This window comes from Virgibacillus ihumii (assembly GCF_902726655.1).
Taxonomy (GTDB): Bacteria; Bacillota; Bacilli; order Bacillales; family Amphibacillaceae; genus Lentibacillus; species Lentibacillus ihumii.
The window spans coordinates 3,154,467-3,175,517 of the sequence record NZ_CACVAN010000001.1; the positions used below are offsets into that span (position 1 = coordinate 3,154,467).

At 41.2% G+C, this 21,051-nt stretch carries 24 protein-coding genes; 12 read left to right on the plus strand and 12 right to left on the minus strand.

What is annotated here, in order from left to right; all coding sequences use genetic code 11:
* Nucleotides 1-313: 313 nt before the first annotated feature.
* The 5 genes from HUX68_RS15445 to HUX68_RS15465 all read left to right on the plus strand — a co-directional run bounded on the left by HUX68_RS15445 (nt 314) and on the right by HUX68_RS15465 (nt 4,935).
* On the plus strand, nt 314-1,267 hold the full coding sequence (locus tag HUX68_RS15445; protein WP_174615650.1) for an ABC transporter permease: 954 nt from the start codon (nt 314-316) through the stop codon (nt 1,265-1,267).
* Nucleotides 1,257-2,207 carry an iron chelate uptake ABC transporter family permease subunit gene (locus HUX68_RS15450; protein WP_174615651.1) on the plus strand — a complete coding sequence of 317 codons (951 nt, stop codon included), beginning with the start codon at nt 1,257-1,259 and terminating at the stop codon, nt 2,205-2,207. Before HUX68_RS15445 ends, HUX68_RS15450 begins: the two co-directional genes overlap by 11 nt.
* Nucleotides 2,201-2,959 (plus strand): iron ABC transporter ATP-binding protein, encoded by a 759-nt coding sequence (locus HUX68_RS15455; RefSeq protein ID WP_174615652.1) that lies wholly within the window; start codon nt 2,201-2,203, stop codon nt 2,957-2,959. Before HUX68_RS15450 ends, HUX68_RS15455 begins: the two co-directional genes overlap by 7 nt.
* A 15-nt stretch (nt 2,960-2,974) precedes the next feature.
* Nucleotides 2,975-3,916 carry a siderophore ABC transporter substrate-binding protein gene (locus HUX68_RS15460; RefSeq protein ID WP_174615653.1) on the plus strand — a complete coding sequence of 314 codons (942 nt, stop codon included), beginning with the start codon at nt 2,975-2,977 and terminating at the stop codon, nt 3,914-3,916.
* Nucleotides 3,917-4,206: 290 nt separating this feature from the next.
* On the plus strand, nt 4,207-4,935 hold the full coding sequence (locus tag HUX68_RS15465; protein WP_174615654.1) for a SurA N-terminal domain-containing protein: 729 nt from the start codon (nt 4,207-4,209) through the stop codon (nt 4,933-4,935).
* Between the two features lie 100 nt (nt 4,936-5,035).
* On the opposite strand, the gene hisC is transcribed toward HUX68_RS15465, so the two are convergent.
* The 9 genes from hisC to hisZ all read right to left on the minus strand — a co-directional run bounded on the left by hisC (nt 5,036) and on the right by hisZ (nt 12,691).
* Nucleotides 5,036-6,094, minus strand: coding sequence for a histidinol-phosphate transaminase (gene hisC / locus HUX68_RS15470; protein WP_174615655.1), 1,059 nt, complete (start codon nt 6,092-6,094; stop codon nt 5,036-5,038).
* Nucleotides 6,084-6,725 carry a bifunctional phosphoribosyl-AMP cyclohydrolase/phosphoribosyl-ATP diphosphatase HisIE gene (hisIE, locus tag HUX68_RS15475; RefSeq protein ID WP_174615656.1) on the minus strand — a complete coding sequence of 214 codons (642 nt, stop codon included), beginning with the start codon at nt 6,723-6,725 and terminating at the stop codon, nt 6,084-6,086. Before hisIE ends, hisC begins: the two co-directional genes overlap by 11 nt.
* Nucleotides 6,725-7,489 carry an imidazole glycerol phosphate synthase subunit HisF gene (gene hisF, locus HUX68_RS15480; RefSeq protein WP_174615657.1) on the minus strand — a complete coding sequence of 255 codons (765 nt, stop codon included), beginning with the start codon at nt 7,487-7,489 and terminating at the stop codon, nt 6,725-6,727. The genes hisIE and hisF overlap by 1 nt, the downstream gene beginning before the upstream one ends.
* Complete coding sequence (gene hisA, locus HUX68_RS15485) at nt 7,479-8,201, minus strand: 1-(5-phosphoribosyl)-5-[(5-phosphoribosylamino)methylideneamino]imidazole-4-carboxamide isomerase (protein WP_174615658.1); 723 nt, start codon at nt 8,199-8,201, stop codon at nt 7,479-7,481. The genes hisF and hisA overlap by 11 nt, the downstream gene beginning before the upstream one ends.
* Nucleotides 8,198-8,803: an imidazole glycerol phosphate synthase subunit HisH gene (gene hisH, locus HUX68_RS15490; RefSeq protein WP_174615659.1), complete on the minus strand. Its 606-nt coding sequence runs from the start codon at nt 8,801-8,803 to the stop codon at nt 8,198-8,200. The genes hisA and hisH overlap by 4 nt, the downstream gene beginning before the upstream one ends.
* 158 nt (nt 8,804-8,961) lie before the next feature.
* Nucleotides 8,962-9,546, minus strand: a complete 585-nt coding sequence (gene hisB / locus HUX68_RS15495; protein WP_174615660.1) for an imidazoleglycerol-phosphate dehydratase HisB — start codon at nt 9,544-9,546, stop codon at nt 8,962-8,964.
* Nucleotides 9,539-10,825 (minus strand): histidinol dehydrogenase, encoded by a 1,287-nt coding sequence (gene hisD / locus HUX68_RS15500; RefSeq protein ID WP_174615661.1) that lies wholly within the window; start codon nt 10,823-10,825, stop codon nt 9,539-9,541. The genes hisB and hisD overlap by 8 nt, the downstream gene beginning before the upstream one ends.
* A gap of 4 nt (nt 10,826-10,829) precedes the next feature.
* Entirely contained in the window at nt 10,830-11,456 is a 627-nt protein-coding gene (gene hisG / locus HUX68_RS15505) for an ATP phosphoribosyltransferase (RefSeq protein ID WP_174615662.1), read from the minus strand.
* The gene (gene hisZ, locus HUX68_RS15510; protein WP_174615663.1) at nt 11,438-12,691 is read right to left on the minus strand and encodes an ATP phosphoribosyltransferase regulatory subunit; all 1,254 of its coding nucleotides are present in this window, start codon (nt 12,689-12,691) and stop codon (nt 11,438-11,440) included. Before hisZ ends, hisG begins: the two co-directional genes overlap by 19 nt.
* Before the next feature lie 111 nt (nt 12,692-12,802).
* On the opposite strand from hisZ, the gene HUX68_RS15515 reads away from it, so the two are divergent.
* The 4 genes from HUX68_RS15515 to murB all read left to right on the plus strand — a co-directional run bounded on the left by HUX68_RS15515 (nt 12,803) and on the right by murB (nt 15,893).
* Nucleotides 12,803-13,597 (plus strand): histidinol-phosphatase HisJ family protein, encoded by a 795-nt coding sequence (locus tag HUX68_RS15515; RefSeq protein ID WP_174615664.1) that lies wholly within the window; start codon nt 12,803-12,805, stop codon nt 13,595-13,597.
* 103 nt (nt 13,598-13,700) lie between these two features.
* Nucleotides 13,701-14,084 (plus strand): YbaN family protein, encoded by a 384-nt coding sequence (locus HUX68_RS15520; protein WP_174615665.1) that lies wholly within the window; start codon nt 13,701-13,703, stop codon nt 14,082-14,084.
* Between the two features lie 25 nt (nt 14,085-14,109).
* A complete protein-coding gene (locus HUX68_RS15525) occupies nt 14,110-14,928 on the plus strand; it encodes an alpha/beta fold hydrolase (protein ID WP_246206699.1) in 819 nt (272 codons plus the stop codon).
* An 89-nt stretch (nt 14,929-15,017) separates the two neighbouring features.
* Nucleotides 15,018-15,893 carry a UDP-N-acetylmuramate dehydrogenase gene (gene murB / locus HUX68_RS15530; protein WP_425509544.1) on the plus strand — a complete coding sequence of 292 codons (876 nt, stop codon included), beginning with the start codon at nt 15,018-15,020 and terminating at the stop codon, nt 15,891-15,893.
* A gap of 80 nt (nt 15,894-15,973) precedes the next feature.
* On the opposite strand, the gene HUX68_RS15535 is transcribed toward murB, so the two are convergent.
* Nucleotides 15,974-16,891: a DMT family transporter gene (locus HUX68_RS15535; RefSeq protein WP_246206700.1), complete on the minus strand. Its 918-nt coding sequence runs from the start codon at nt 16,889-16,891 to the stop codon at nt 15,974-15,976.
* 319 nt (nt 16,892-17,210) lie between these two features.
* Between HUX68_RS15535 and HUX68_RS15540 the strand changes: the two genes are divergently transcribed.
* Nucleotides 17,211-17,810 (plus strand): trimeric intracellular cation channel family protein, encoded by a 600-nt coding sequence (locus HUX68_RS15540; RefSeq protein WP_174616488.1) that lies wholly within the window; start codon nt 17,211-17,213, stop codon nt 17,808-17,810.
* A gap of 52 nt (nt 17,811-17,862) precedes the next feature.
* On the opposite strand, the gene HUX68_RS15545 is transcribed toward HUX68_RS15540, so the two are convergent.
* Nucleotides 17,863-18,768: a LysR family transcriptional regulator gene (locus tag HUX68_RS15545; protein WP_174615667.1), complete on the minus strand. Its 906-nt coding sequence runs from the start codon at nt 18,766-18,768 to the stop codon at nt 17,863-17,865.
* A gap of 129 nt (nt 18,769-18,897) precedes the next feature.
* Between HUX68_RS15545 and HUX68_RS15550 the strand changes: the two genes are divergently transcribed.
* Nucleotides 18,898-19,476: a LysE family translocator gene (locus tag HUX68_RS15550; protein ID WP_174615668.1), complete on the plus strand. Its 579-nt coding sequence runs from the start codon at nt 18,898-18,900 to the stop codon at nt 19,474-19,476.
* 359 nt (nt 19,477-19,835) lie between these two features.
* Nucleotides 19,836-20,096 carry a biotin/lipoyl attachment domain-containing protein gene (locus tag HUX68_RS15555; protein ID WP_174615669.1) on the plus strand — a complete coding sequence of 87 codons (261 nt, stop codon included), beginning with the start codon at nt 19,836-19,838 and terminating at the stop codon, nt 20,094-20,096.
* A gap of 173 nt (nt 20,097-20,269) precedes the next feature.
* Here the strand turns inward: HUX68_RS15555 and ehuA are convergent, their stop codons facing one another.
* Complete coding sequence (gene ehuA / locus HUX68_RS15560; RefSeq protein WP_281355761.1) at nt 20,270-21,040, minus strand: ectoine/hydroxyectoine ABC transporter ATP-binding protein EhuA; 771 nt, start codon at nt 21,038-21,040, stop codon at nt 20,270-20,272.
* Between the last annotated feature and the right edge of the window lie 11 nt (nt 21,041-21,051).

Genomic DNA, 21,051 nt, shown 5'->3' on the forward strand with positions numbered 1-21,051 from the left:
CACTTATTTCCGAGGGTTAGTTTTTTATTGGAAAATAATACCCCGCGCTGAACAAAAGCGCAAACCCGCCGTACAATTCAAAAATATGTAATCAAACCTGTCTCAAGAAGGAACGCTTGGGGGACACCGCCCCTGACCGCTTGATTCTCAAAAAATTTCCATTATCACCAAAACTTTTTCCAGAAGGTATATTGACGGGATTTTTTATTGTGCTATAATCTACTTTAGAATCTAATTGATAATGAATATCATTATTAATTAGATTGTTTAGAAGATAATAATCATACTAAACAACATAAGAAGGAATTTTTATATGAAAATCCGTTACCTGGTACTTTCGGTTATCATCTTATCCGTTTGTTCTATTTTTATTGGCGTATCAGATATTGCGCCGTGGGAAATCTTCAGTCTGACAAATGACCAGCTGGAGATATTGTTGATCAGCCGTGTTCCGAGGCTGATCAGCATCCTGATTGCAGGAATGAGCATGAGTATTTGTGGATTAATCATGCAGCAGTTGAGCCGCAATAAGTTTGTTTCGCCAACGACTGCAGGAACACTGGACTCAGCAAGGCTGGGGATACTTGTTGCGTTGATGGTTTTCACTTCAGCGAGTCCATTACAGAAAATGCTCATTTCATTTGCATTTGCGTTAATCGGAACATTTGTCTTTATGAAGATCCTTGAAAAGATTAAGTTCAAGGATGCGATTTTCATTCCGCTTGTCGGCTTGATGTTTGGGAATATCATTAGTTCCCTTGCCACATTCTTTGCCTATAAAAATGATTTGATTCAAAACATGTCCTCATGGATGCAGGGTGACTTCTCAATGATCATGAGTGGTAATTATGAGCTGATGTATGTCAGTATTCCGATCCTGATTGTTGCTTATTTGTTTGCCAATAAATTTACGATTGCGGGGATGGGGGAGGACTTTTCCAAAAATCTTGGCTTGAATTATCGGCAGGTCGTCAATATCGGTTTAATCATCGTTGCACTGGTTACTGCTTCCGTTGTCCTGTCTGTTGGGGTTATTCCGTTTTTGGGGCTGATAATTCCGAATATCGTAACCATCTATCAGGGCGACCATCTCAAGAAAAGTTTATTACATACAGCATTGCTTGGAGCAGTTTTTGTGCTTGCCTGTGACATTATCGGCCGGGTAATCATCTATCCGTATGAAATTCCTATCAGCTTGACGGTTGGTGTTATCGGGAGCGGAATCTTTATCTACTTGCTGCTGAGGAGAAAGAAATATGGGTTATAAGAAAAAAACAATTATCCTGGCAGTCATCGCAATCCTTATTGGCACTCTGTATATTTGTTATGACCTAACCGGAAACATTGGCTACATCCTGCCCCGGCGCATTATGGAAGTGGTTGCAATTATTCTTACCGGATCAGTGATTGCTTTTTCGACAGCGGTATTCATGACCATTACGAACAACCGGATTCTGACACCAAGTATTCTCGGTCTTGATTCATTGTATATGCTGATTCAGACGTTTATCATTTTTGCATTCGGCTCCCAGTCGCTGGTCATGATGAGCAGCAATATCAATTACTTTATTTCTGTTGGGGCAATGGTGTTATTTTCACTTGTTTTGTACCGCTTTTTGTTCAAAGGGGAAGGCAACAATATTTACTTCCTATTATTAATCGGGATGATTTTAGGCACATTCTTTGGAAGTTTCACTGACTTCATGCAGGTTTTGATTGATCCGAATGAGTTTATGGTTGCCAGAGACCGGATGTTTGCAAGTGTTAACAATGTGAATGAAAATCTGGTTTATTTGTCACTCGTGCTGATGGTTCTTGTATTTGCGTACTTCATGCGTTTTTACAAGTATCTGGATGTGCTGGCGCTGGGTAAGCATCAGGCGATTAATCTCGGCGTGCCATATGACTTCGTTGTCAAGCGGCTTTTGATAATTGTTGCGATTATGATTTCGATCGCAACGGCATTAATCGGGCCCATCACGTTTCTCGGGTTGCTTGTCGTAAACGTAGCGTATGAATTTATGAAAACATACCGCCACTTTTATATCATAATTAGTTCTGCGTTGATCAGTATCATTGCACTCCTGGGCGGACAGTTTATTGTGGAAGAAGTTTTTACGTTCCAGACAACAGTTAGTGTCATTATTAATTTTGTCGGCGGGGTTTACTTTATTTATCTTTTATTAAAGGAGAATAAATCATGGTAGATATTAAAGGTGTATTTAAAAAATATAACCGAAAAAGCGTCATTGATGATGTCTCGGTGAAGATTGAGAAGGGAACCATCACGTCTTTCATTGGGCCGAATGGTGCCGGTAAGAGTACACTAATTTCGATGATCAGCAGGCTGATAACGAAGGATGCAGGTACAATTACCATTGATGGTGAGGATATTACCACCGCAAAAAACAATGATCTTGCCAAAAAGATTTCTATTCTCAAGCAGTCCAATGCGATCAATTTGCGTCTGACGATTCGAGAACTTGTTTCCTTTGGCCGATTCCCATACTCACAAGGAAGACTGAAAGAGAAAGACTGGGAAATGGTTAATCAGGCAATTGAATATATGGAGCTTGAACCAATTCAGGATAAATACTTAGATGAACTCAGTGGCGGCCAGCGTCAGCGCGCGCATATTGCAATGGTTATTGCTCAGGATACGGAATATATTCTGCTGGATGAACCGTTGAACAATCTCGATATGCGTCATTCCGTTCAAATTATGAAAACACTTCGCCGGCTCGTAAATGACTTGGGAAAAACGATTGTAATTGTTATTCATGACATTAATTTTGCCTCATGTTATTCCGATCAGATTGTTGCATTGAAGGATGGAAAAATCATTAAGCAAGGTCCGACATGTGATGTGATTGATGAATGTGTTTTGAAGGATATTTACGATATGGACATTGATATTAAAAATATAAACAACAATAAAATTTGTGTCTATTTTTCATAAAAGGAGAGGTTTTTAATGAAAAAGGTTTTATTATTATCTGTTATAGTCTCAATGGTTGTCTTCATGGCTGCTTGTGGAAGTACCGATGCAAGCGGCGGGGATAAATCAAATGGAAGTGCAGAAACGATTACAGTAAAACATGAACTGGGTGAAACGGAAGTACCGAAAAATCCGGAAAAAGTAGTTGTGTTTGATTACGGCACACTTGATACGCTTGATAAACTTGGAATTGAAGTGACAGGTGTTCCACATGGAAGTATGCCGGATTACCTGTCAAAATATGAAGGTGATGATTATGAAAATGTGGGAAGTTTAAAAGAACCGGATTTTGACAAGCTGGCTCAAATTAATCCGGATTTGATTATCATTTCCGGCAGACAATCTTCTTTGTATGATCAGTTACAGGAGCTTGCACCAACGATTTATTTGGGAGTAGACACCACCCGTTATATGGATTCATTTAAAGAAAACCTGGCAACAATCGGAAAAATATTTGATAAGCAGGATAAAATTGATCAGGAAATGAAGAAAATTGAAAAATCCATAGCAGATTTAAAGGAGAAAGCATCCAATATGGATAAAGAGACACTGATCATTCTGGCTAATGATGATAAAATCAGCGCGTATGGACCGAATTCACGGTTTGGTATGATTCATGATGTATTCGGTGTGCCGGCAGCTGACGAAGGAATTGAAGTTTCAACGCATGGCATGAACGTTTCATTTGAATATGTAGTCGAACAAAACCCGGATATTCTGTACGTTATTGACCGCGGAGCAGTTGTCGGCAGTGATTCATCCGCGCAACAATTAGTGGAAAATGAGCTTACCAAGAAAACAAATGCCTATAAAAATGATAATATTGTTTATCTGAATCCGGACTACTGGTATCTGTCAGGCGGTGGTTTAGTATCCGTCCAGGAAATGGTGAATGAAATTGCTGCAAGTTTGAAATAAATAATAAGTATAGACTCGGGCAATCCATCAGTGGTTGTCCTTTTTGAATGGGAAAAAATATATCAGGAGAACAGCAAAATATATCAAGATTCACATCCCGGAAAACTCCCGTTACGGAGGGATTTTTACGGCAGAAATTTGGAATGAAATGTAAATGAAATGTAATGATAAGGCTTGAAGCGCGCCGGGACAACCTGGAGGGAGGTTAGACTGTTTTCAAAGTACTTGCCATCTTACGCTTGAGTATGTTTGAATAAAAGGACAATCACATGAAATGAGGGAATTCTTTGATGAAAAAGTTCATAATGCTTTTCCTGGCATTGAGTATAGCAGTAGTTTTAGGTGCTTGTGGAGATGATTCTGCTAGTGAAGACAAGCAGGGAGATAAGCAATCAGAAAAGCAATCACAGCAATCAGAACAGGCAGCTAAGCAAAATGTGGAAATAACGGATGAGGAAAAAGTTAAAAAAGATAAAGTGGTTTTAAAGGTAAATGATAATAAAGTTAATGGTAAAGAATACAATGCAATGTACGCGCAGACGAAGATTATGATGCATCAATACGGTCAAGATGTAAGCAACACCAAGAAGTTAAAACAGCAGACACTTGATATTCTTATCCAGCAGGAACTTCTGAAGCAGGATGCGAAGAAAAACGGAATTAACATTTCTGAAGAAAAAGTACAAAAAAGATTCGATAAAACAAAAGCTCAAAATAAAGACCAATTCTCTAAAATTCTTGACCGCTATCATCTGACAGAAGATGTATATAAAGAGCAGTTGGCATTCGAAATGACACTGCAGAAATATATTGATCAGGAGCTCTCAGGTACAAAGGTTTCGGACAAAGAAGTAAAAGATCAGTATGAAAAAATTAAGAAACAACAAAAGAACGTTCCAAAATTTGAAAAAATAAAGGATCGCTTAAAGAAACAGATGCAAAGTCAAAAAGAGAATCAAAAACTGCAGGCTAAAGTAAAAAGCCTGAAAGATAAAGCTGAAATTAAAGAAATGATTTAAGAACATGACAGAGGGCTGCGCTTGCGTTCCAGCGTGAACAACCGTCAGCCCTAATTAAATGAATGGCAGCCGCCCTATTGGCTAGGGTGGCTGCCATTTTTTACTCCATTTTATCCAGTTGATTCAGCAATTGCTGCATTTGTTCATCTGTTCCTATCGTGATACGAAGGTAATTATTGATTCCTGTTTTTTTAAAGTGTCTGATTAAAATGTGCTGTTCTTTAAGCTTTGTGTACATTTGCTCAGCTGTATGTTTATAGTGGCTGACAAATACAAAGTTAGCACTTGAAGGCAGTACGTGGAACCCGCGCTTTTTTAGTTCTTCCGCTGTCCATTCCCTTGTCCGGACAATTTTTTCTATTGTTTTGCGAAAATATTCCGAATCCAAAATGGCCGCTTCTGCACCGGCTATCGCCAAGCGGTCCAATGTATAAGAGTTGAATGAATCTTTTATCCGGTTCAGTGCCTCAATTAAATCAGGGGAACCCAATGCGAACCCAATACGTAGTCCAGCAAGTGATCGTGACTTGGACATAGTCTGCACCACGAGTAAGTTATCGTACATATTCACCAAAGAGGCAGCTGATTCACCGGCGAAATCCACGTAGGCTTCATCAATGATGACGACCTGGTCCGGATTACTGTCCAAAATATCCCGAATTGCCTCCAATTCAAGGTAAATCCCCGTTGGTGCATTCGGATTTGGGAAAATAACACCGCCCTCAGACTGGAAAAAACATTCTGCCTGGATGGTAAAGTCCCGGTTTAATGATACTTCTTCATATGGAATGTTAAACAGCTTTGCATATACCGGATAAAAACTGTAGGAAACAGCTGGAAATCGAATAGTTTCCGAGCTGTTAAAAAACGCCATGAAGGAAAATGCCAGTACTTCATCCGACCCGTTCCCAACAAACACGTTCCTGCTGTCTAATTTATAATAGCCGCCAATTTTCCGGCGCAGTCCATCAACAGTTGGTGAGGGGTAAAGCTGCAGTTTTCGATTCAATTCCCGTTGAATTGCCTCAAGTACGGCAGGCGAGGGCGGATAAGGGTTCTCATTTGTATTCAGTTTCAGCAAATCAGGCAGGTCAAGTTGTTCTCCTGGTACATATGGCTCCGTGCGCCTGACAGTCTCACTCCAGAATTTACTCGTCATAGCTATTTTCCTTTGCAATATGGCGGCTGTACAATACCTCTTTAATATCATCGATTGATACATCGAGCAGTTCCATCAGCACTAACGTGTGGTACGTCAGATCAGCGATTTCCCATTTGATTTCATCTTTATCGTTATTTTTTGCGCCAATGATTACTTCACTGCTCTCTTCGCCGACTTTTTTAAGTATTTTATCAATTCCCTCAGTAAACAGGTAGTTGGTGTAGGAACCTTCAACTGGATTTTGTCTCCGTTCCTTGATTTTTCCTGCTACATCATGAACCACGGTGCGGGCAGAGGTCTCATCTGAAAGAAGGGTTTGATAAAAACAGGACGTTTTGCCCGTATGGCATGCCGGTCCTTTAGGATTGACCTGAACCAGCAATGTATCTGCATCGCAATCATACGAAATGCTGTTAACAAGCTGTTTATTACCGGACGTTTCACCTTTATTCCAAAGTTTCTGGCGTTTTCTGCTGAAGAACCAGGTTTCGCCGGTATCGATAGTCTTTTGCAACGACGTTTCGTTCATATAGGCAAGCGTGAGAACATCACCTGTCCTGGCATCCTGAATGATTGCCGGTATTAGTCCGTTATCGTCAAATGAAAGGTGGTTAAAAGTTTTTTCCATTATTTTTCCCTCCTGACCATAATGCCGTTTTCGCTGAGAAATTCCTTCAAATTGGCTATATCAATCTCACCATAATGGAATACGGATGCTGCAAGGGCTGCATCAGCTCCACCTGAATTCAGTACCTTTGAGAAATGCTCCATCGTACCGGCGCCACCGCTGGCGATAACCGGGATGTTGACGCTATTCGCAATTGCCCTGGTCAGTTCCAGGTTATAGCCGTTTTTTTCCCCGTCTGTGTCGATGGCATTAATGACGATTTCGCCGGCACCACGTTTTTCTCCATCTATTGCCCATTCAATTGCATCGATTTCAGTATTCGTCCTTCCGCCATTTATAAATACTTGCCAATCTTCTTGTTCGGTTGCTTTTGCATCAATGGACAGAACAACACACTGACTGCCGAACTTCATCGCAGCGTCAGTCAGAATCTGCGGGTTTTTAACTGCTGCACTGTTAATGGATACTTTATCCGCACCGGCCCTTAATGTCCGATGAATATCATCGACCGATCGGATTCCACCACCAACTGAAAAGGGGATGGCGATTTCAGCTGCAACATTTTCTACTACATCGAGAAAAATATCGCGTTCTTCATTGGAAGCAGTTATATCATAAAAAACAAGTTCATCAGCACCAGCTTGGTTATACTTTTTGGCAAGTTCAACTGGGTCTGCAACGTCCTTAATATTCTTGAATTTACGCCCTTTAACAACCCTTCCTTTATCGACATCGAGGCAGGGCACGATTCGCTTAGCGAGCATTTACATCACCATCCGCTACAGACGTAAAGTCAAGTGTCCCATCATAAAGCGCCTTGCCGATAATGGCACCGTACAGATCCATCTCCCGCAACAGGGTGATATCAGCTTCTGTGGTAATCCCACCCGAAGCGATGACATTCATAGACGTTGCCGTGTCAATTCTCTGTAGTTCTTTAAAATTGGGTCCTTTCAGCATGCCATCTTTCAGGATATCTGTATACACGATGGTTTGAACACCAATTTCCTCAAGTTCTTTAACGAGGTCAACCGCCTTAACATCGGTTGTTTCCGTCCAGCCGTCCGTTGCTGCGTATCCATTTCTGGCATCGATGGAGACAGCAATTTTTGATCCGTACTCAGCTACCGCTTCCTTCAGCAGGGTTTTATCGGTAATCGCAGCAGTACCAAGAATGACGCGGTCAATTCCAGCACGCACATATTCGTGAATGCGCTCCAGTGACCGGATTCCGCCGCCAACCTGAACAGGAATGGACGTTTCTTCGGCTATTTGTTTAATCGTATCAAGATTGGTGGAATTGCCTGATTTGGCGCCATCAAGGTCAACAACATGCAGATAGGCTGCCCTTTTTTGCTGCCAATCCAATGAAGCTTCCACAGGAGAATCGTTATAGACCTTTACCTGACTATAGTCCCCCTGTCTCAGGCGGACACATTTTCCATTTTTGATGTCGATTGCCGGAAATATTATCATGAAACCATCTCCCCGAAATTTTTTAACAGCTGCAGTCCGGTTTCACCGCTCTTTTCTGGGTGGAACTGCATGCCTGTGATGTTTTTGGACTGAACAATAGCTGGAACTGTTCCACCGTACTCGGAACTGCTGATCAGATCTCTCTTTTGATCATCTGTTACTGCATAGGAATGAACAAAATAAACATATGCTTCCTGGTCAATCCCGTTCAAAAGAGCGTTTTTTTGATGGTGCTTTAGCGTATTCCATCCCATATGCGGCACTTTTACCGAATCCGGCAAACGGCTGACATTGCCTTTTAGCAGTCCCAAACCTTGCCAGCTGCCATTTTCAAAGCTTTGTTCGTAAAACAGCTGCATGCCAAGGCAAATTCCCAAAAGAGGTTTCCCGGCTGACGCTTCCTCGATTAGTGTATTGACTAAATTGTGTCTGTAAAGTGCATCCATGGCATCTTTAAATGCTCCAACACCGGGGAGGATAATTGCCGCAGATTTTTTAATTGTTTGGATATCGGTTGTCAGGCAAGTATCAAGACCAACCCGCTGACAGGCAAATTGCAGACTTTTGATATTCCCCGCACCGTAATCGATGATTGCGATCATGGTTTTTGTCTCCTTTACTCAAATAACATTGACTTTTTTTATAAAAAACACTTCCATCCACCAAACCGGTGTCAAACGTGCGAACTCATCGCCCAAACGTGCGAAGTCGCGCTCAAACGTGCGAACCCCGATCCTATTGTGCCCCTCGCAATGATGCATTACAAAGTCCCTTTCGTCGAAGGAACCCCTTCAATCCTAGAATTCTGAAAGCTTGCCTGATCGAGCGCCCTGCCAAAGCCTTTAAAAATGGACTCAATTATATGATGTGTATTTGAACCGTAAGCAAGATTGATATGAAGTGTCAGTTGCGCATTGCTGGCAAATGCTTGGAAAAATTCCTCAACCAGCTCAGTATCAAACGTGCCGACCTTATCTTTGAGTCCCTCCACATGATAAACAAAATACGACCGCCCGCTGATATCAACCGAAACCGTTGACAGGGATTCATCCATCGGCGTGGTTACTGTCGCATACCGGTTAATAGCTTTTTTATCACCTAATGCTTCGTTAAATGTCTGCCCGAGCACAATACCGATATCTTCCACTGTGTGATGCTGATCGACCTCCAAGTCGCCGTTGCAGGTAAGTTCTATATCAAAAAGTCCGTGCCGGCTCATTAAAATCAGCATATGATCCAGAAATCCGACACCGGTGTCTACCGTGGCTGTACCGGTTCCATCGATGGAAAAAGTCAGTTTAATTGCTGTTTCGCTTGTACTTCGTTGAATAGACTGTTTACGCATCGTTGACATCCTTTCTTACTTGAATCGAATTGGCATGTGCAGTCAGTCCTTCTGCGTTTGCCAGGGTAATAATACTGTCGGAGGCTTTATGCAGTGCCTGTCTGGAGTATTGAATAATGCTTGATTTTTTAACAAAGTCATATACACCCAGCGGCGATGAAAATACAGCAGTTCCGCTGGTCGGGAGCGTATGGTTCGGTCCGGCAAAATAATCGCCCAATGGTTCAGGTGCATAGTTCCCCAGAAAAATGGCCCCCGCGTTCTGAACCATTCCGAGTTTTTCACCAGGATTTTCAATCATCAGCTGCAGGTGCTCAGGGGCTATCTCGTTCACAACGTCAAATGCCTCGGAAAGGTTATTCGCAAGTATAATTTTTCCGTTTGCGTCAAGTGATTTTTGAATGATTTCCTTTCGCTCAAGTTGTCCGGTCTGGTGTGATACGGATTTGCTGATCTTTTCCGCAAGTGCCTGGCTTACAGTAATACAGATGGCTCGTGCCTGTTCATCATGCTCAGCCTGTGATAAAAGATCTGCGGCGGCAAATTCAGGCTGTGCGGTTTCGTCAGCGACAACACAAATTTCACTTGGTCCTGCAATCATATCGATAGCAACATCTCCGTAAACCCACTTTTTTGCGCGTGCAACGAATGCATTTCCGGGTCCGACAATCTTGGCAACCTTTTCAACTGATTCCGTTCCATAAGCCAATGCAGCAATTGCTTGTGCACCACCCAGTTTATATACCTCATCAACACCGGTAAGTTTTGCGGCCATCAATACTTCTGGGCTTATTTTTCCATCTGAATCCGGTGGTGTGGTGATACATATTTTCCCGACGCCAGCCAGTTTTGCTGGAATGACATTCATCAGCACTGTCGACGGGTAGGCGGCTTTCCCGCCGGGCACGTATATGCCGGCATTTTCCAATGGGGTAACTTGCTGTCCGAGTATTACGCCATCCGCGCGATTGGTGAACCATGACTTTTCCTTTTGATTTTTGTGAAAGGCGGCAATGTTTTCCTGCGCTTGTTTCAGTGCAGTCATCAAGGAATCACTGACTGCTGATCTTGCTTCTGTAAACTCTTCCGGTGACACGGCTAATTGCTCCAGGTCCACTCCGTCAAACTCTGCCGTGTAACGAAATAATGCTGCATCGCCTGAATCCCGGACGTCTTGAATAATATCCAGCACTGTTTTATCTATTTCAGCGCTGTTGTCAGGAATACCTGACAATGAATTTTTTTCCTCTCTGAACTGTCCCACTGTCATTATTTTCATTTTCTCACCCCATTACCGTTTGTAATTTATGGATAAGGTCATGTGTTGCTTGAGACCTTGTCGTAAAACTTGCTTTATTAACAATCAGCCGTGTGCTGATGGGTTCTATTTCTTCGATTACCTCCAGTCCATTTTCTCGTAATGTTGTGCCGGTTTCGACGATGTCAACAATGACATCCGCCAATCCGATTAACGGTGCAAGTTCAACTGATCCGTTCAGTTTAATGGTCTCTGCTGTTATTCCTTTTTTCAGGAAATGATTCCTTGCCACATTCGGATATTTTGTGGCAACGCTTATCTGATGTGTATCAGTCAATGATGTTTCCGGTTTTCCGGCAACTGCAAAGCGGCACTCACCAATTTTAAGATCAAGAAGTTCATAAACATCTGCCTGCGATTCCAAAATTGTGTCCTTTCCTGCTACACCAATATCAGCGGCCCCGTTTTCCACATATGTTGGAACATCAACAGCTTTGACACAAATCAGGCTTACAGTTTGATCATCGGTATGAAAAATCAGTTTTCTGCTTTTCGGGTCGAAATCAGGAAAATGGATTCCGGCATTTTCCAGCAGGTTGATTGTGCTCTCGGCAGTTCGTCCTTTGGCAAGTGCTATAGTGATTGAATCCATGTGGTGTTTTTCATTCCTTTCTCGATGAGCTGCAACAGTTCTGAAATGTTGGTGAAAGCTGTTTTCGTCTCATTCATAATCAGCAGATTTTCTTCTGTATGGAATCTGATCTGGACATCGGCAGTTTCCTCCTTGCCTGATAAGGAGGAAATAACAGAATATCCGGAATCCCTTAAGTCATTTGCTGCTGCCATTGCATCTTTCTGTCGACTCTTCTCGTAAACTATCAAAATACTGTCTGTGACAGGAGACTTTCCTGGTTTTCCCTGTTTGTATATTGCCTGCAGCAGGCTGTCAACGTCACAGGCAAATCCGATAGCCGGCATGTCAGCGTTGAAATTCCTGGCAAGATGGTCATATCTCCCACCCATAAGCACCGGCTTACCAAGATTTTGTACAAATCCCTGAAAGATAACGCCAGTATAGTAATTCATGTTATTGATTAATCCAAGATCGAATACAATATAGTCTGTCAGTCCATATGCTTCCAACAGTTCATAAACATTCTGCAGTTTTTGCAGTGTCCGTTTCATTGTTTCATTTAAAACAAGTTTATCTGCTTGATTGATTACCGTTATCGGATCACCATAAAGCATGGGAATTGCCCTGACAGCTGCAACTATTTCCTTTTCAGCTGAAAGGTCAGCAAGTAAACCCTCCAATTCGGCAACATTTTTAGATTGAATAAGTGTCTTGATTTGCTCTTTTTTTCCATTTGGTAAATTTAATTCATTAATAAGAGCTTTGAAAAAACCGGCATGGCCGACTTCCAGTTTAAAGGAGTCGAAACCGAGATCCTTCAGGGATTGGATTGCAAGCGCAATAATTTCCGCATCATTTTCGGCTGTGCTTTCCCCAAAACACTCAACCCCGGCTTGTGTGACTTCTTTTCGGTCTATTTGCTCAAAAGACTGACGAAATACGTCCTGTACATAGAACAGCCGTGAGTTGTTTACCTTCTTATTTTCTGCAGCGGCCATCCGGGTAATGGGGATGGTCATATCCGGCCGCATGACAAGAACTTTTCCGGAATTGTCCACCACTTTTATCATGTCGTCTTTATGAATGGTGCCGGCTATTGCCGCGTATAAATCGTAATCTTCAAAAACTGACGTTTGTACCTGTCTGTATCCATATGTGAAAAAACGTTTTTTTAAAGCGGATATGGTGCGATTCCGAACTTGAAAATCCTCCGCACCGGTATCTTTAGAACTATCCAATAAATATTGCTGCAAGGAAATTTACTCCTTTCATTCACTTTACTACTTTATCGCTTTATTTAATTAAAGTTATATAGTATTCTATAATTTAACAGAATTCTTGTCAACCGGAAAGGATGAATTGTAATGTTTGATTATCACATTCACAGTAACTTCTCGGCAGACTGTGAAACGCCGATGGAACAGACGATTGAAAAAGCAATGGAAATTGGGCTGAAGGAGATATGTTTTACGGAGCATATTGATTATGATTATCCGGATGAATCAATTGTGTTTGAGTTTGACCTAAAAGCCTATGACAGAAAAATTCGTGAGATGCAGGCTTCATATAAAGATCGAATCCGGATAAAAAAAGGGGTGGAAATCGGACTGCAGCCGCATTTGCTGAAAAGGTACAATAATTTGTTGGAGAACCATCAGTTTGATTTTATTATCTGTTCCATGCACAGCGCTGAAGGGAAAGATCTCCACTCCGGAAGTTTCTTTGAGGGCAGATCTGCTGAAAAGTCGTGTGAGGCATATTATAATGAGCTGCTAACCTGTATTAAGCATTTTTCAAGGTTTAGTATCCTGGGTCATATTGATTTGGTAAAACGATATTTGCAGCATCAAAGCACTGAAAATTTTCATGAAATCATTCGTGAAATATTCCGCGAGATTATTCCGGCGGGGAAGGGGATTGAACTGAATACATCTGGAAAACGGTATGGTATGAAGCACGGCATGCCAAGTGTGGATATTTTGAAACTGTACAAAGAGTGCGGAGGAGAGATCATAACGCTTGGGTCTGATTCACATGTGGCCTCAACCGTTGCTTATGATTTCCATGACTCAATTGAACTGCTTAAACAGATTGGCTTTACGTATTTAACAACTTTTAATGAAGGAGTGCCGGAGTTTTACAAGCTCAGCAAACTTTAACAGCACGTTAAAAAACGGACACAATTTTTCTGTATTTATAAGGCATGAAAAGAGGCAGAATGGTATAATAAAGATAGAATATTTAATATTAGCTGGTGTAAACATGAAAGGCGTAACAAAATTTTTATTAGTCATTGCCGGATCTATTTCATTGGTATTGGGTCTTATAGGCATTATACTGCCACTGCTGCCCACTACACCGTTGTTGCTGCTGGCTGCAGCTTGCTATGTCAGAAGCTCCAGACGATTGTATGTATGGTTGATTACGAATAAATATTTTGGTTCCTATATAGAAAATTACAGACAGGGCAAAGGGATTCCTTTAAAAGCAAAAATAATGGGAGTAACTTTTCTTTGGATAACCATGGGCTGTTCCATTGTATTTATCATTCCGTTACTTTCGGTTAAACTATTGCTGGCGGGGATCGGAGCCTTTTTTACATGGTTTATTTTAAAGCAGAAAACGTTATATAAGGCGGAAAGATAAACAACAAGTTAGCGGGGGCAGTTTTTTGAAGAAGCAGCATATTATAATTGCAGCAGGTTTATTTTCTTTTTTCATTCTTGTATTTTTGATGACGGATGTACGGAAATCAGCTGAATCGGAAAATAATATAAAATACCCAACTGTGTTTGTGCACGGATACAAAGGTACAGTCAATTCGTTCGGCAATTTGTTGAACAGATTCGAAAATGAGTATGGTTGGGGGAATAAGGCAATTGTTTACCATGTGTCTTCATCAGGGCATCTTAATGTTTATAATCTTAACAAAGGAAAGAATGAATCGGCGTTTGTGCAGGTTATTTTTGAAAATAATCGGGCGAGTATTGCGGATACGTCCAAATGGCTGGCAAAAGTATTAGCGCATATGAAGCGTGTCTACCGGATTGATACGGTCAATTTGGTCGGGCATTCCATGGGCGGACTTGTTTCCATGAAATATGTTCAGACGTATCAGGATACGGCTGTATACCCGCGTGTCCATAAACTCGTTACAATCGGAAGTCCATTTGATGGCATATACAGTAAGGAGTACTTTCAACTAAATCGAGACCCGGCAACAGTCGATTTGAAGCCAGGTTCCGGTGCTTTGAAACTGATGCGGGCTAACAAAGAGATCATTCCTGATTCACTCAAGGTGTTAAGCATCGGAAGTACCGGTGATATTGTAGCACTGCCGGAAAGCGTGCATGCCATACGAAAGGTTGTAAATGAGGATCAGTTAACGGAGAAAATAATTGAAAATAAGTCGCTAGGTCACAGCGGATTACATGAAAGTGCAATGGTTGATATATTAGTTTATTCGTTTCTGGCGGCCGGCAGCAAATGATTTGATTATTTATAAAAGGATTGATTTTAGTGGTTAATTATCATCATGTGTACGATCAACTAACCGAAATTACATCAGTGGATAATGTGATGGTTGATGAACACTTGAAAAATCATACGTATACACATTTGGGCGGGAAAGCGGATTTTTTCGTTACCCCGGAGACATATGAACAAGTGCAGGAAATTGTAAAGTTATCCAACAAGGTGGCTTTGCCGTTTACATTGCTTGGAAATGGATCTAATCTTATTGTCAAGGATGGCGGTATCCGGGGAATTGTTTTGAATTTAAAACGGTTAACGGATATTTCAACGGACGGAACCGTGCTTGTGGCACAGAGCGGTGCCAGAATCATTGATGCATCGAGACACGCACTGTCAAAATCATTGGCCGGTCTGGAATTTGCCTGTGGTATTCCCGGTTCTGTCGGCGGGGCGTTATTTATGAACGCCGGTGCTTACGGCGGTGAGATTAAGGATGTGCTGGAAAGTACGCTTGTTGTTGACAAGGAAGGCAATCTCCTGAATCTTTCAGCTGATGATCTGGATCTGGAATATCGATCCAGTAATATTCCTGACAACGGATATATTGTGCTGGAAGCAACCTTTTCCATGAAGAATGGGGAATATGATGAAATTAAAGCCATCATGGATGACCTGACATTTAAGCGTGAGTCAAAACAGCCGCTGGAATATCCGTCCTGTGGCAGTGTGTTTAAACGTCCGCCCGGCTATTTTGCCGGAAAGCTGATCCAGGACAGCGGACTTCAGGGCAAACAACTGGGTGGTGCTCAAGTCTCCCTGAAACATGCTGGATTTATTGTGAACCGGGATGAGGCAACAGCGGATGAATACATCGGACTCATTCATTTTGTTCAGGATACGGTCAAAGATAAGTTTGGCGTCAGACTTGAACGTGAGGTGAAAATAATTGGCGATGATCTGGTGGAGGAAAAAAAAGCATAAGAAAGGCCGATGCAAGGCTTTTTCAGTATACAGGTAAATGAATCCCCTTCTTGAGGTAAGAGGGGGATTTTTTCGGCCCATTAATGTTGCGGTATTTGGCGGTTCCATTTCCACTTCCGACGTTGGTAAGTAGCAAATATGACCCCACCTACAATAAAAAGCGAACCAATTATTTCATGCCCCGTAATTGTTTTTTGCAGTAGGATAACGCCCATTATCATCGCAATGAACGGTTCCAGATTTGATAATATAGAAGCTTTCGATGCATCCGCATAGCGGATATGATGATTCCAGACCAGTGTTGCGATACCATGGACAACAACAGCCGTTACAATCAGGAGTCCCCACGGCTGCCAGTTTGCTCCCAATTCGACCGGATCGTCCGCAACAAAAATAACCGGCACCGACACAGCAAATCCGATGATATTTGAATATAATGTTGTGACAATAGGACTTATACGCTGTGACAATATCCGGGTGATAATAATCAGAATGGCAAACGACACCATCGTACCGACAATCCATAACAGACCGGGCTCAAAATGCAGTGCAGCGCCACCTTTCGTCACGACAAAATAAATGCCGATGATGGCAATCACGGAACCCAGAAGCATGCGTGATGTAAACTTTTCCTTTAAAAATATTGCTGCCAGAATGCCTGTCAAAATAGGGGCTGTGGCCAGAATGAGTGCTGAAGTTGTGGAATCTGCCGTGACAAGTCCTTCAAAAAACGTCCACTGATTAATGAATACGCCTACAACACCGAGTAGGAGAATCCAGGCCCAATCACGAAGAGAAATTTTTTCGAGTCCATGTTTAAATAAAACGAATAGAATCAGAAAAAAGATGATAAACAATAACCTTAATGATGTTAAAACAGCCGGGGAAAAATAGTCTGTCAGGATTTTCCCAAATACAAAATTGCTTCCCCAGACCGTTACACAGAATGTCAGCCACCAATACGTTTTGAGCATTAAATCAGCCTCCTCTGTCTTCATGCTGTCAACTGCTATATTTTAGCTAATTCAATAACCATTCTCAATTGAAACAGCTTAACCAACGTTCATGCATAACAGGGAGACCTTGTCTGTAGAATGAAAAAACAGTAAAAAAACATGGGTTTTCATTATCCGGGATCCAGATATTTAATTAATTTCCACTTGGGCAGCATAAAGCAGTTCAACTGGATTAAAACGGAATATTGATACAACCCGTAAAGTTTGCTACATGCTCTTAATAAAAATAAAATAATAATTGGAAAAAGCTTGTTAAACTATAACGCCTTACTTTTATATGAATAAAGGAAGATAAGCATTGATGACATGGGATGTTCTGAATATTATAGGTACATTAGCTTTTGCTATTAGTGGTGCCATTATTGCGATGAGAGAGGATTATGACATATTAGGTGTCCAAGTGCTGGGATTCACAACCGCATTTGGGGGAAGTACGATTCGAAATCTCTTAATCGGCATACCAATAGAAACCATTTGGACACAGGGAGATTTATTCGTTGCCGTTTTTACAACGAATATTATTATATTTATTTTACCGAATGATTGGGTGCAGAAATGGGATAAGTGGGGTATTCTATTTGACGCGATGGGTCTGGCTTCATTTGCGATACAAGGGGCGATGAGCGCGGTTCAAATTGGTGCACCATTAAGTGCCGTACTCGTTGCGGCAACCTTGACAGGATGTGGCGGAGGCATGACCCGGGATGTTTTTGCCGGAAGAAAGCCGATGATTTTTCGTGAAGAAATTTATGCGCTTTGGGCAACACTGGGCGGTTTAATGATTGGAATTGGCTTTATTCAGGGACCTTGGATGACAGGTGCCTTGTTTGTTGTAATCGTTACGTTGAGAATGTTGTCGGTACATTTCAGATGGAGATTACCCCGGCATTCGGTGTCCTGATGATAATGAAAAAATCACATCGTATTCGGATGTGATTTTAAAATATAAATTGTTAATGCTTGACTGCAGTCGGCAAATCAAACTCACTCATGGAATGGAGAACAAGTTCAGCAAAAGCTTCCACAGACGGTTGCAGCCATTTTTTCTTTTTAATTAACATATGAGAATATATCGGGTCGAGTTGCTCAGAATGAGATAGGATTTTTAATTTACCGTTTTTCACCTCATTTTCAACGGTTATATAAGGCAGGACAGCAAATCCAAGTCCACTCATGACCGTTTGTTTGATTGCTTCAATACTGCATAATTCCATCGTTTGGAAGTCGTGAATGTTGTGCTTGAGAAGATGTCTTTCGAACATGGTACGATAACTGCAGCCTTCTTCGTTTGTAATGAAAAATGGGCTGGTGCTGCTTTTTTTATATTCATCGAAATGATCCGGACCATCATTGCTTCCCACAAGGACGATTTTTTCTTCACCCAATGAGTAATGAATGCATTTTTCCAGGTTTATTTCCGGGTAAACCATTAAAGCAACATCTACCCGTCCGCTAAGCAGGTCAGTTTGGTTCTGCCCGCAAGTACCATTGGTTAATATTAATTTAACTTGAGGATATTTTAGGGAATATTCCCGTATGATTGGACTTAATTTCGAGATAGTTAAAGATTCGGGCGCAGCCACTCTTAAGGTTCCTTTAACTTCATGGGCGCTTTGCATATTTTGGATCTGAGCATGCGTCGAAAGTAAATCTTCCGCTAGAGGTATTAATTCCCGTCCCAGACGGGTGAGCTGCAAATTTCTTTTTACATAGGTGAATAATTCCCCGTCGATTTCCTGTTCAAGTGCCTGAATATGAGAGGTTATCGTGGATTGCGTATAACCTAACTTTGAAGCAGCCCCGGTATAACTTCCGATTTCCACAATGGTTTGAAACGTGATAAGATGTCTGATTTCCATAACAATCCTCCTCATGTAAGGTATATCGAAAAAAATGATAATACTTTTTATAATTTCAATTTTATTAATAGATATTTGTATTATACAATAACTATTGGACGGAAGTAAATTGGAATTGAAGGTGAAAATATGAATTTAGTAGCATTTCTTTCATATGTCATTATTACATCAATAACGCCTGGTCCGAGTAACATCTTAATGATGAATGAGTCGAGGCGATTTGGATTTACTGGAGTGTGGAGGTTTAGCAGCGGTATTTTATCGGGCTTTGCAGTTCTGGGGATTTTGAGTGGGATATTGACGACAGGACTTTACAATTGGATACCTGTTTTCGAACCATTTTTTAAAATTGCCGGTGCAGCATATTTGCTTTATCTGGCATGGCAAGTAGGGTTTGCAAAAGATTCAAAAAAAGATTCCACGAATGTGAAATCTTCTTTCCTGCCAGGTTTTATTATTCAGATTATCAATGTGAAAAGCATTTTGTTCTTTCTAACTGTGATGAGCGCATTTATTTTACCATTCAGTAATTCCATGAAATCAATTGGATTTTATTTGACGTTAACTATTATTTTGGGGTGGTCAGCATTGCTTTTATGGTCTGGTTTCGGCTCAATGTTCAAAAGGGTTTTTGCAAAACATGACAAATCGTTCCGGGTCGTAATGTGTTTGCTGCTCGTTTATTGTGCAGTGACTATCTTTATATAGCAGTTCCGAGACAAGCAGGCCTGAGTGGTTTTTTGAGGAGAAATAATGGCACTCTCAACCGTAATATAAGGCAGGACAGCTAATTCGAGTCCGCTTTAATTTAATATTTCTTCCTTCATATTGGAATTCATATCAAAAACAGATTAATTTAATCTAAATTATATATTGCTTTGAATGATTCGGAAACTTATAATTAGTAATATACAGTAAATTCAAAATAGGAGATTTTATATACAAGGCAAAATAGTAATAAACTAGTTAAAAACGGGATTACAGGAAAAGGTTTATGGTTGAAGGGGAGTTATTAACAGATACTAACTTTATGAGAATTTTATCCATGAATAAAGGGGCTGAATCTAATGTTGGAGTATGAAGTATTCCCTACGCGCTGGGGTCACGGACAAATTATTACTAGCCCGGTTAAAGGAAATGTGAAAAGTATTGAGGTGAAAACAGGAGAAAAAGTCAGCGATCAGCAATTGTTAGTATTGATTCGGGAAGAGCGGGGAAAGGTAAAGCAAGTTCTGACTGGTGCAAGTGGAATAGTCGAGACACTAAGTGTAAAAGTTGGTGACAAAGTAGTCCGTGGAGATGTACTCCTTTTTATAAGGGAAGATTAATAAGTAAAGAATATAATTAATGTAGATTAGAAAATATCTATTAAAAAAGCTGACCCAATGAGCCAGCTTTTTTTAATGGTTAAATAAGTTAAAAATTTCCTTATTGCATAGGTGCAACTAAACTTTGGCACTCGCTATAAGACGGAGCGAATGCAAAAGTTTTTCTAGTCATATTAAGTTCTGAATCTGTGCAGGAAGCTTTGCAGCCGTTCGTTTGTGGAGTTTTCCAATACCTCCATTGGCGGTCCCTGCTCAGCAATAACGCCATTATCAAGGAAAAGGATGCGGTCGGCAATGTCACGGGCGAATTCCATTTCATGGGTAACCAGTACCATTGCCATTTCACCTTCTTGTGCGATGCCACGGATAACTTCTAGAACTTCCCCCACAAGCTCAGGGTCCAATGCGGAAGTTACTTCGTCGAAAAGCATGATTTTTGGACGCATAACCAGTGCCCGGGCCATCGCCACACGCTGTTTCTGTCCGCCCGAAAGCTGGTCAGGGTAACTATCGAGCTTGTCACCAAGACCAACCTTTTCCAGCATTTCAATCGAACGCTTCTTGGCATCTTGTTTTTCCACTTTTTGTACGTTGATTGGTGCGGTCATACAGTTTTCAAGAATGGACATATGCGGAAATAGATTAAAGTGCTGAAAAACCATGCCGATATCACCGCGTACTTGTCGTAAGTGTTTTTCATTGGCAGGTACCATCGATCCGTTTTTTTCCATATGCCATAGATTTGTACCGTCTACAATGATGTCACCTGACGTTGGCTCTTCCAGAGTCATCAGCATTCGGATAATGGTTGTTTTACCAGATCCACTTGGACCGATAACGGCAACCTTTTCAGCTGGTTTTATATCCAAATCGATACCTTTGAGTACTTCAGTATCGCCGAATGATTTGTGTACATCCTGGTATCTTACTATAGGTTCAGACATTCCATCACGTC

Bases quoted from the DNA above. Each gene is read 5' to 3' on its own strand.
- HUX68_RS15540 (WP_174616488.1), top strand. From the start codon at position 17,211: ATGACATGGGATGTTCTGAATATTATAGGTACATTAGCTTTTGCTATT.
- hisC (WP_174615655.1), bottom strand. From the start codon at position 6,094: ATGACGAGTAAATTCTGGAGTGAGACTGTCAGGCGCACGGAGCCATAT.
- hisG (WP_174615662.1), bottom strand. From the start codon at position 11,456: ATGGATTCAATCACTATAGCACTTGCCAAAGGACGAACTGCCGAGAGC.
- hisH (WP_174615659.1), bottom strand. From the start codon at position 8,803: ATGATCGCAATCATCGATTACGGTGCGGGGAATATCAAAAGTCTGCAA.
- HUX68_RS15455 (WP_174615652.1), top strand. From the start codon at position 2,201: ATGGTAGATATTAAAGGTGTATTTAAAAAATATAACCGAAAAAGCGTC.
- HUX68_RS15465 (WP_174615654.1), top strand. From the start codon at position 4,207: ATGAAAAAGTTCATAATGCTTTTCCTGGCATTGAGTATAGCAGTAGTT.
- HUX68_RS15450 (WP_174615651.1), top strand. From the start codon at position 1,257: ATGGGTTATAAGAAAAAAACAATTATCCTGGCAGTCATCGCAATCCTT.
- ehuA (WP_281355761.1), bottom strand. From the start codon at position 21,040: ATGTCTGAACCTATAGTAAGATACCAGGATGTACACAAATCATTCGGC.
- hisB (WP_174615660.1), bottom strand. From the start codon at position 9,546: ATGCGTAAACAGTCTATTCAACGAAGTACAAGCGAAACAGCAATTAAA.
- HUX68_RS15550 (WP_174615668.1), top strand. From the start codon at position 18,898: ATGAATTTAGTAGCATTTCTTTCATATGTCATTATTACATCAATAACG.
- hisD (WP_174615661.1), bottom strand. From the start codon at position 10,825: ATGAAAATAATGACAGTGGGACAGTTCAGAGAGGAAAAAAATTCATTG.
- HUX68_RS15515 (WP_174615664.1), top strand. From the start codon at position 12,803: ATGTTTGATTATCACATTCACAGTAACTTCTCGGCAGACTGTGAAACG.
- hisIE (WP_174615656.1), bottom strand. From the start codon at position 6,725: ATGGAAAAAACTTTTAACCACCTTTCATTTGACGATAACGGACTAATA.
- HUX68_RS15555 (WP_174615669.1), top strand. From the start codon at position 19,836: ATGTTGGAGTATGAAGTATTCCCTACGCGCTGGGGTCACGGACAAATT.
- HUX68_RS15535 (WP_246206700.1), bottom strand. From the start codon at position 16,891: ATGAAGACAGAGGAGGCTGATTTAATGCTCAAAACGTATTGGTGGCTG.
- HUX68_RS15545 (WP_174615667.1), bottom strand. From the start codon at position 18,768: ATGGAAATCAGACATCTTATCACGTTTCAAACCATTGTGGAAATCGGA.
- hisF (WP_174615657.1), bottom strand. From the start codon at position 7,489: ATGCTCGCTAAGCGAATCGTGCCCTGCCTCGATGTCGATAAAGGAAGG.
- HUX68_RS15460 (WP_174615653.1), top strand. From the start codon at position 2,975: ATGAAAAAGGTTTTATTATTATCTGTTATAGTCTCAATGGTTGTCTTC.
- hisA (WP_174615658.1), bottom strand. From the start codon at position 8,201: ATGATAATATTTCCGGCAATCGACATCAAAAATGGAAAATGTGTCCGC.
- murB (WP_425509544.1), top strand. From the start codon at position 15,018: ATGGTTGATGAACACTTGAAAAATCATACGTATACACATTTGGGCGGG.
- HUX68_RS15520 (WP_174615665.1), top strand. From the start codon at position 13,701: ATGAAAGGCGTAACAAAATTTTTATTAGTCATTGCCGGATCTATTTCA.
- HUX68_RS15445 (WP_174615650.1), top strand. From the start codon at position 314: ATGAAAATCCGTTACCTGGTACTTTCGGTTATCATCTTATCCGTTTGT.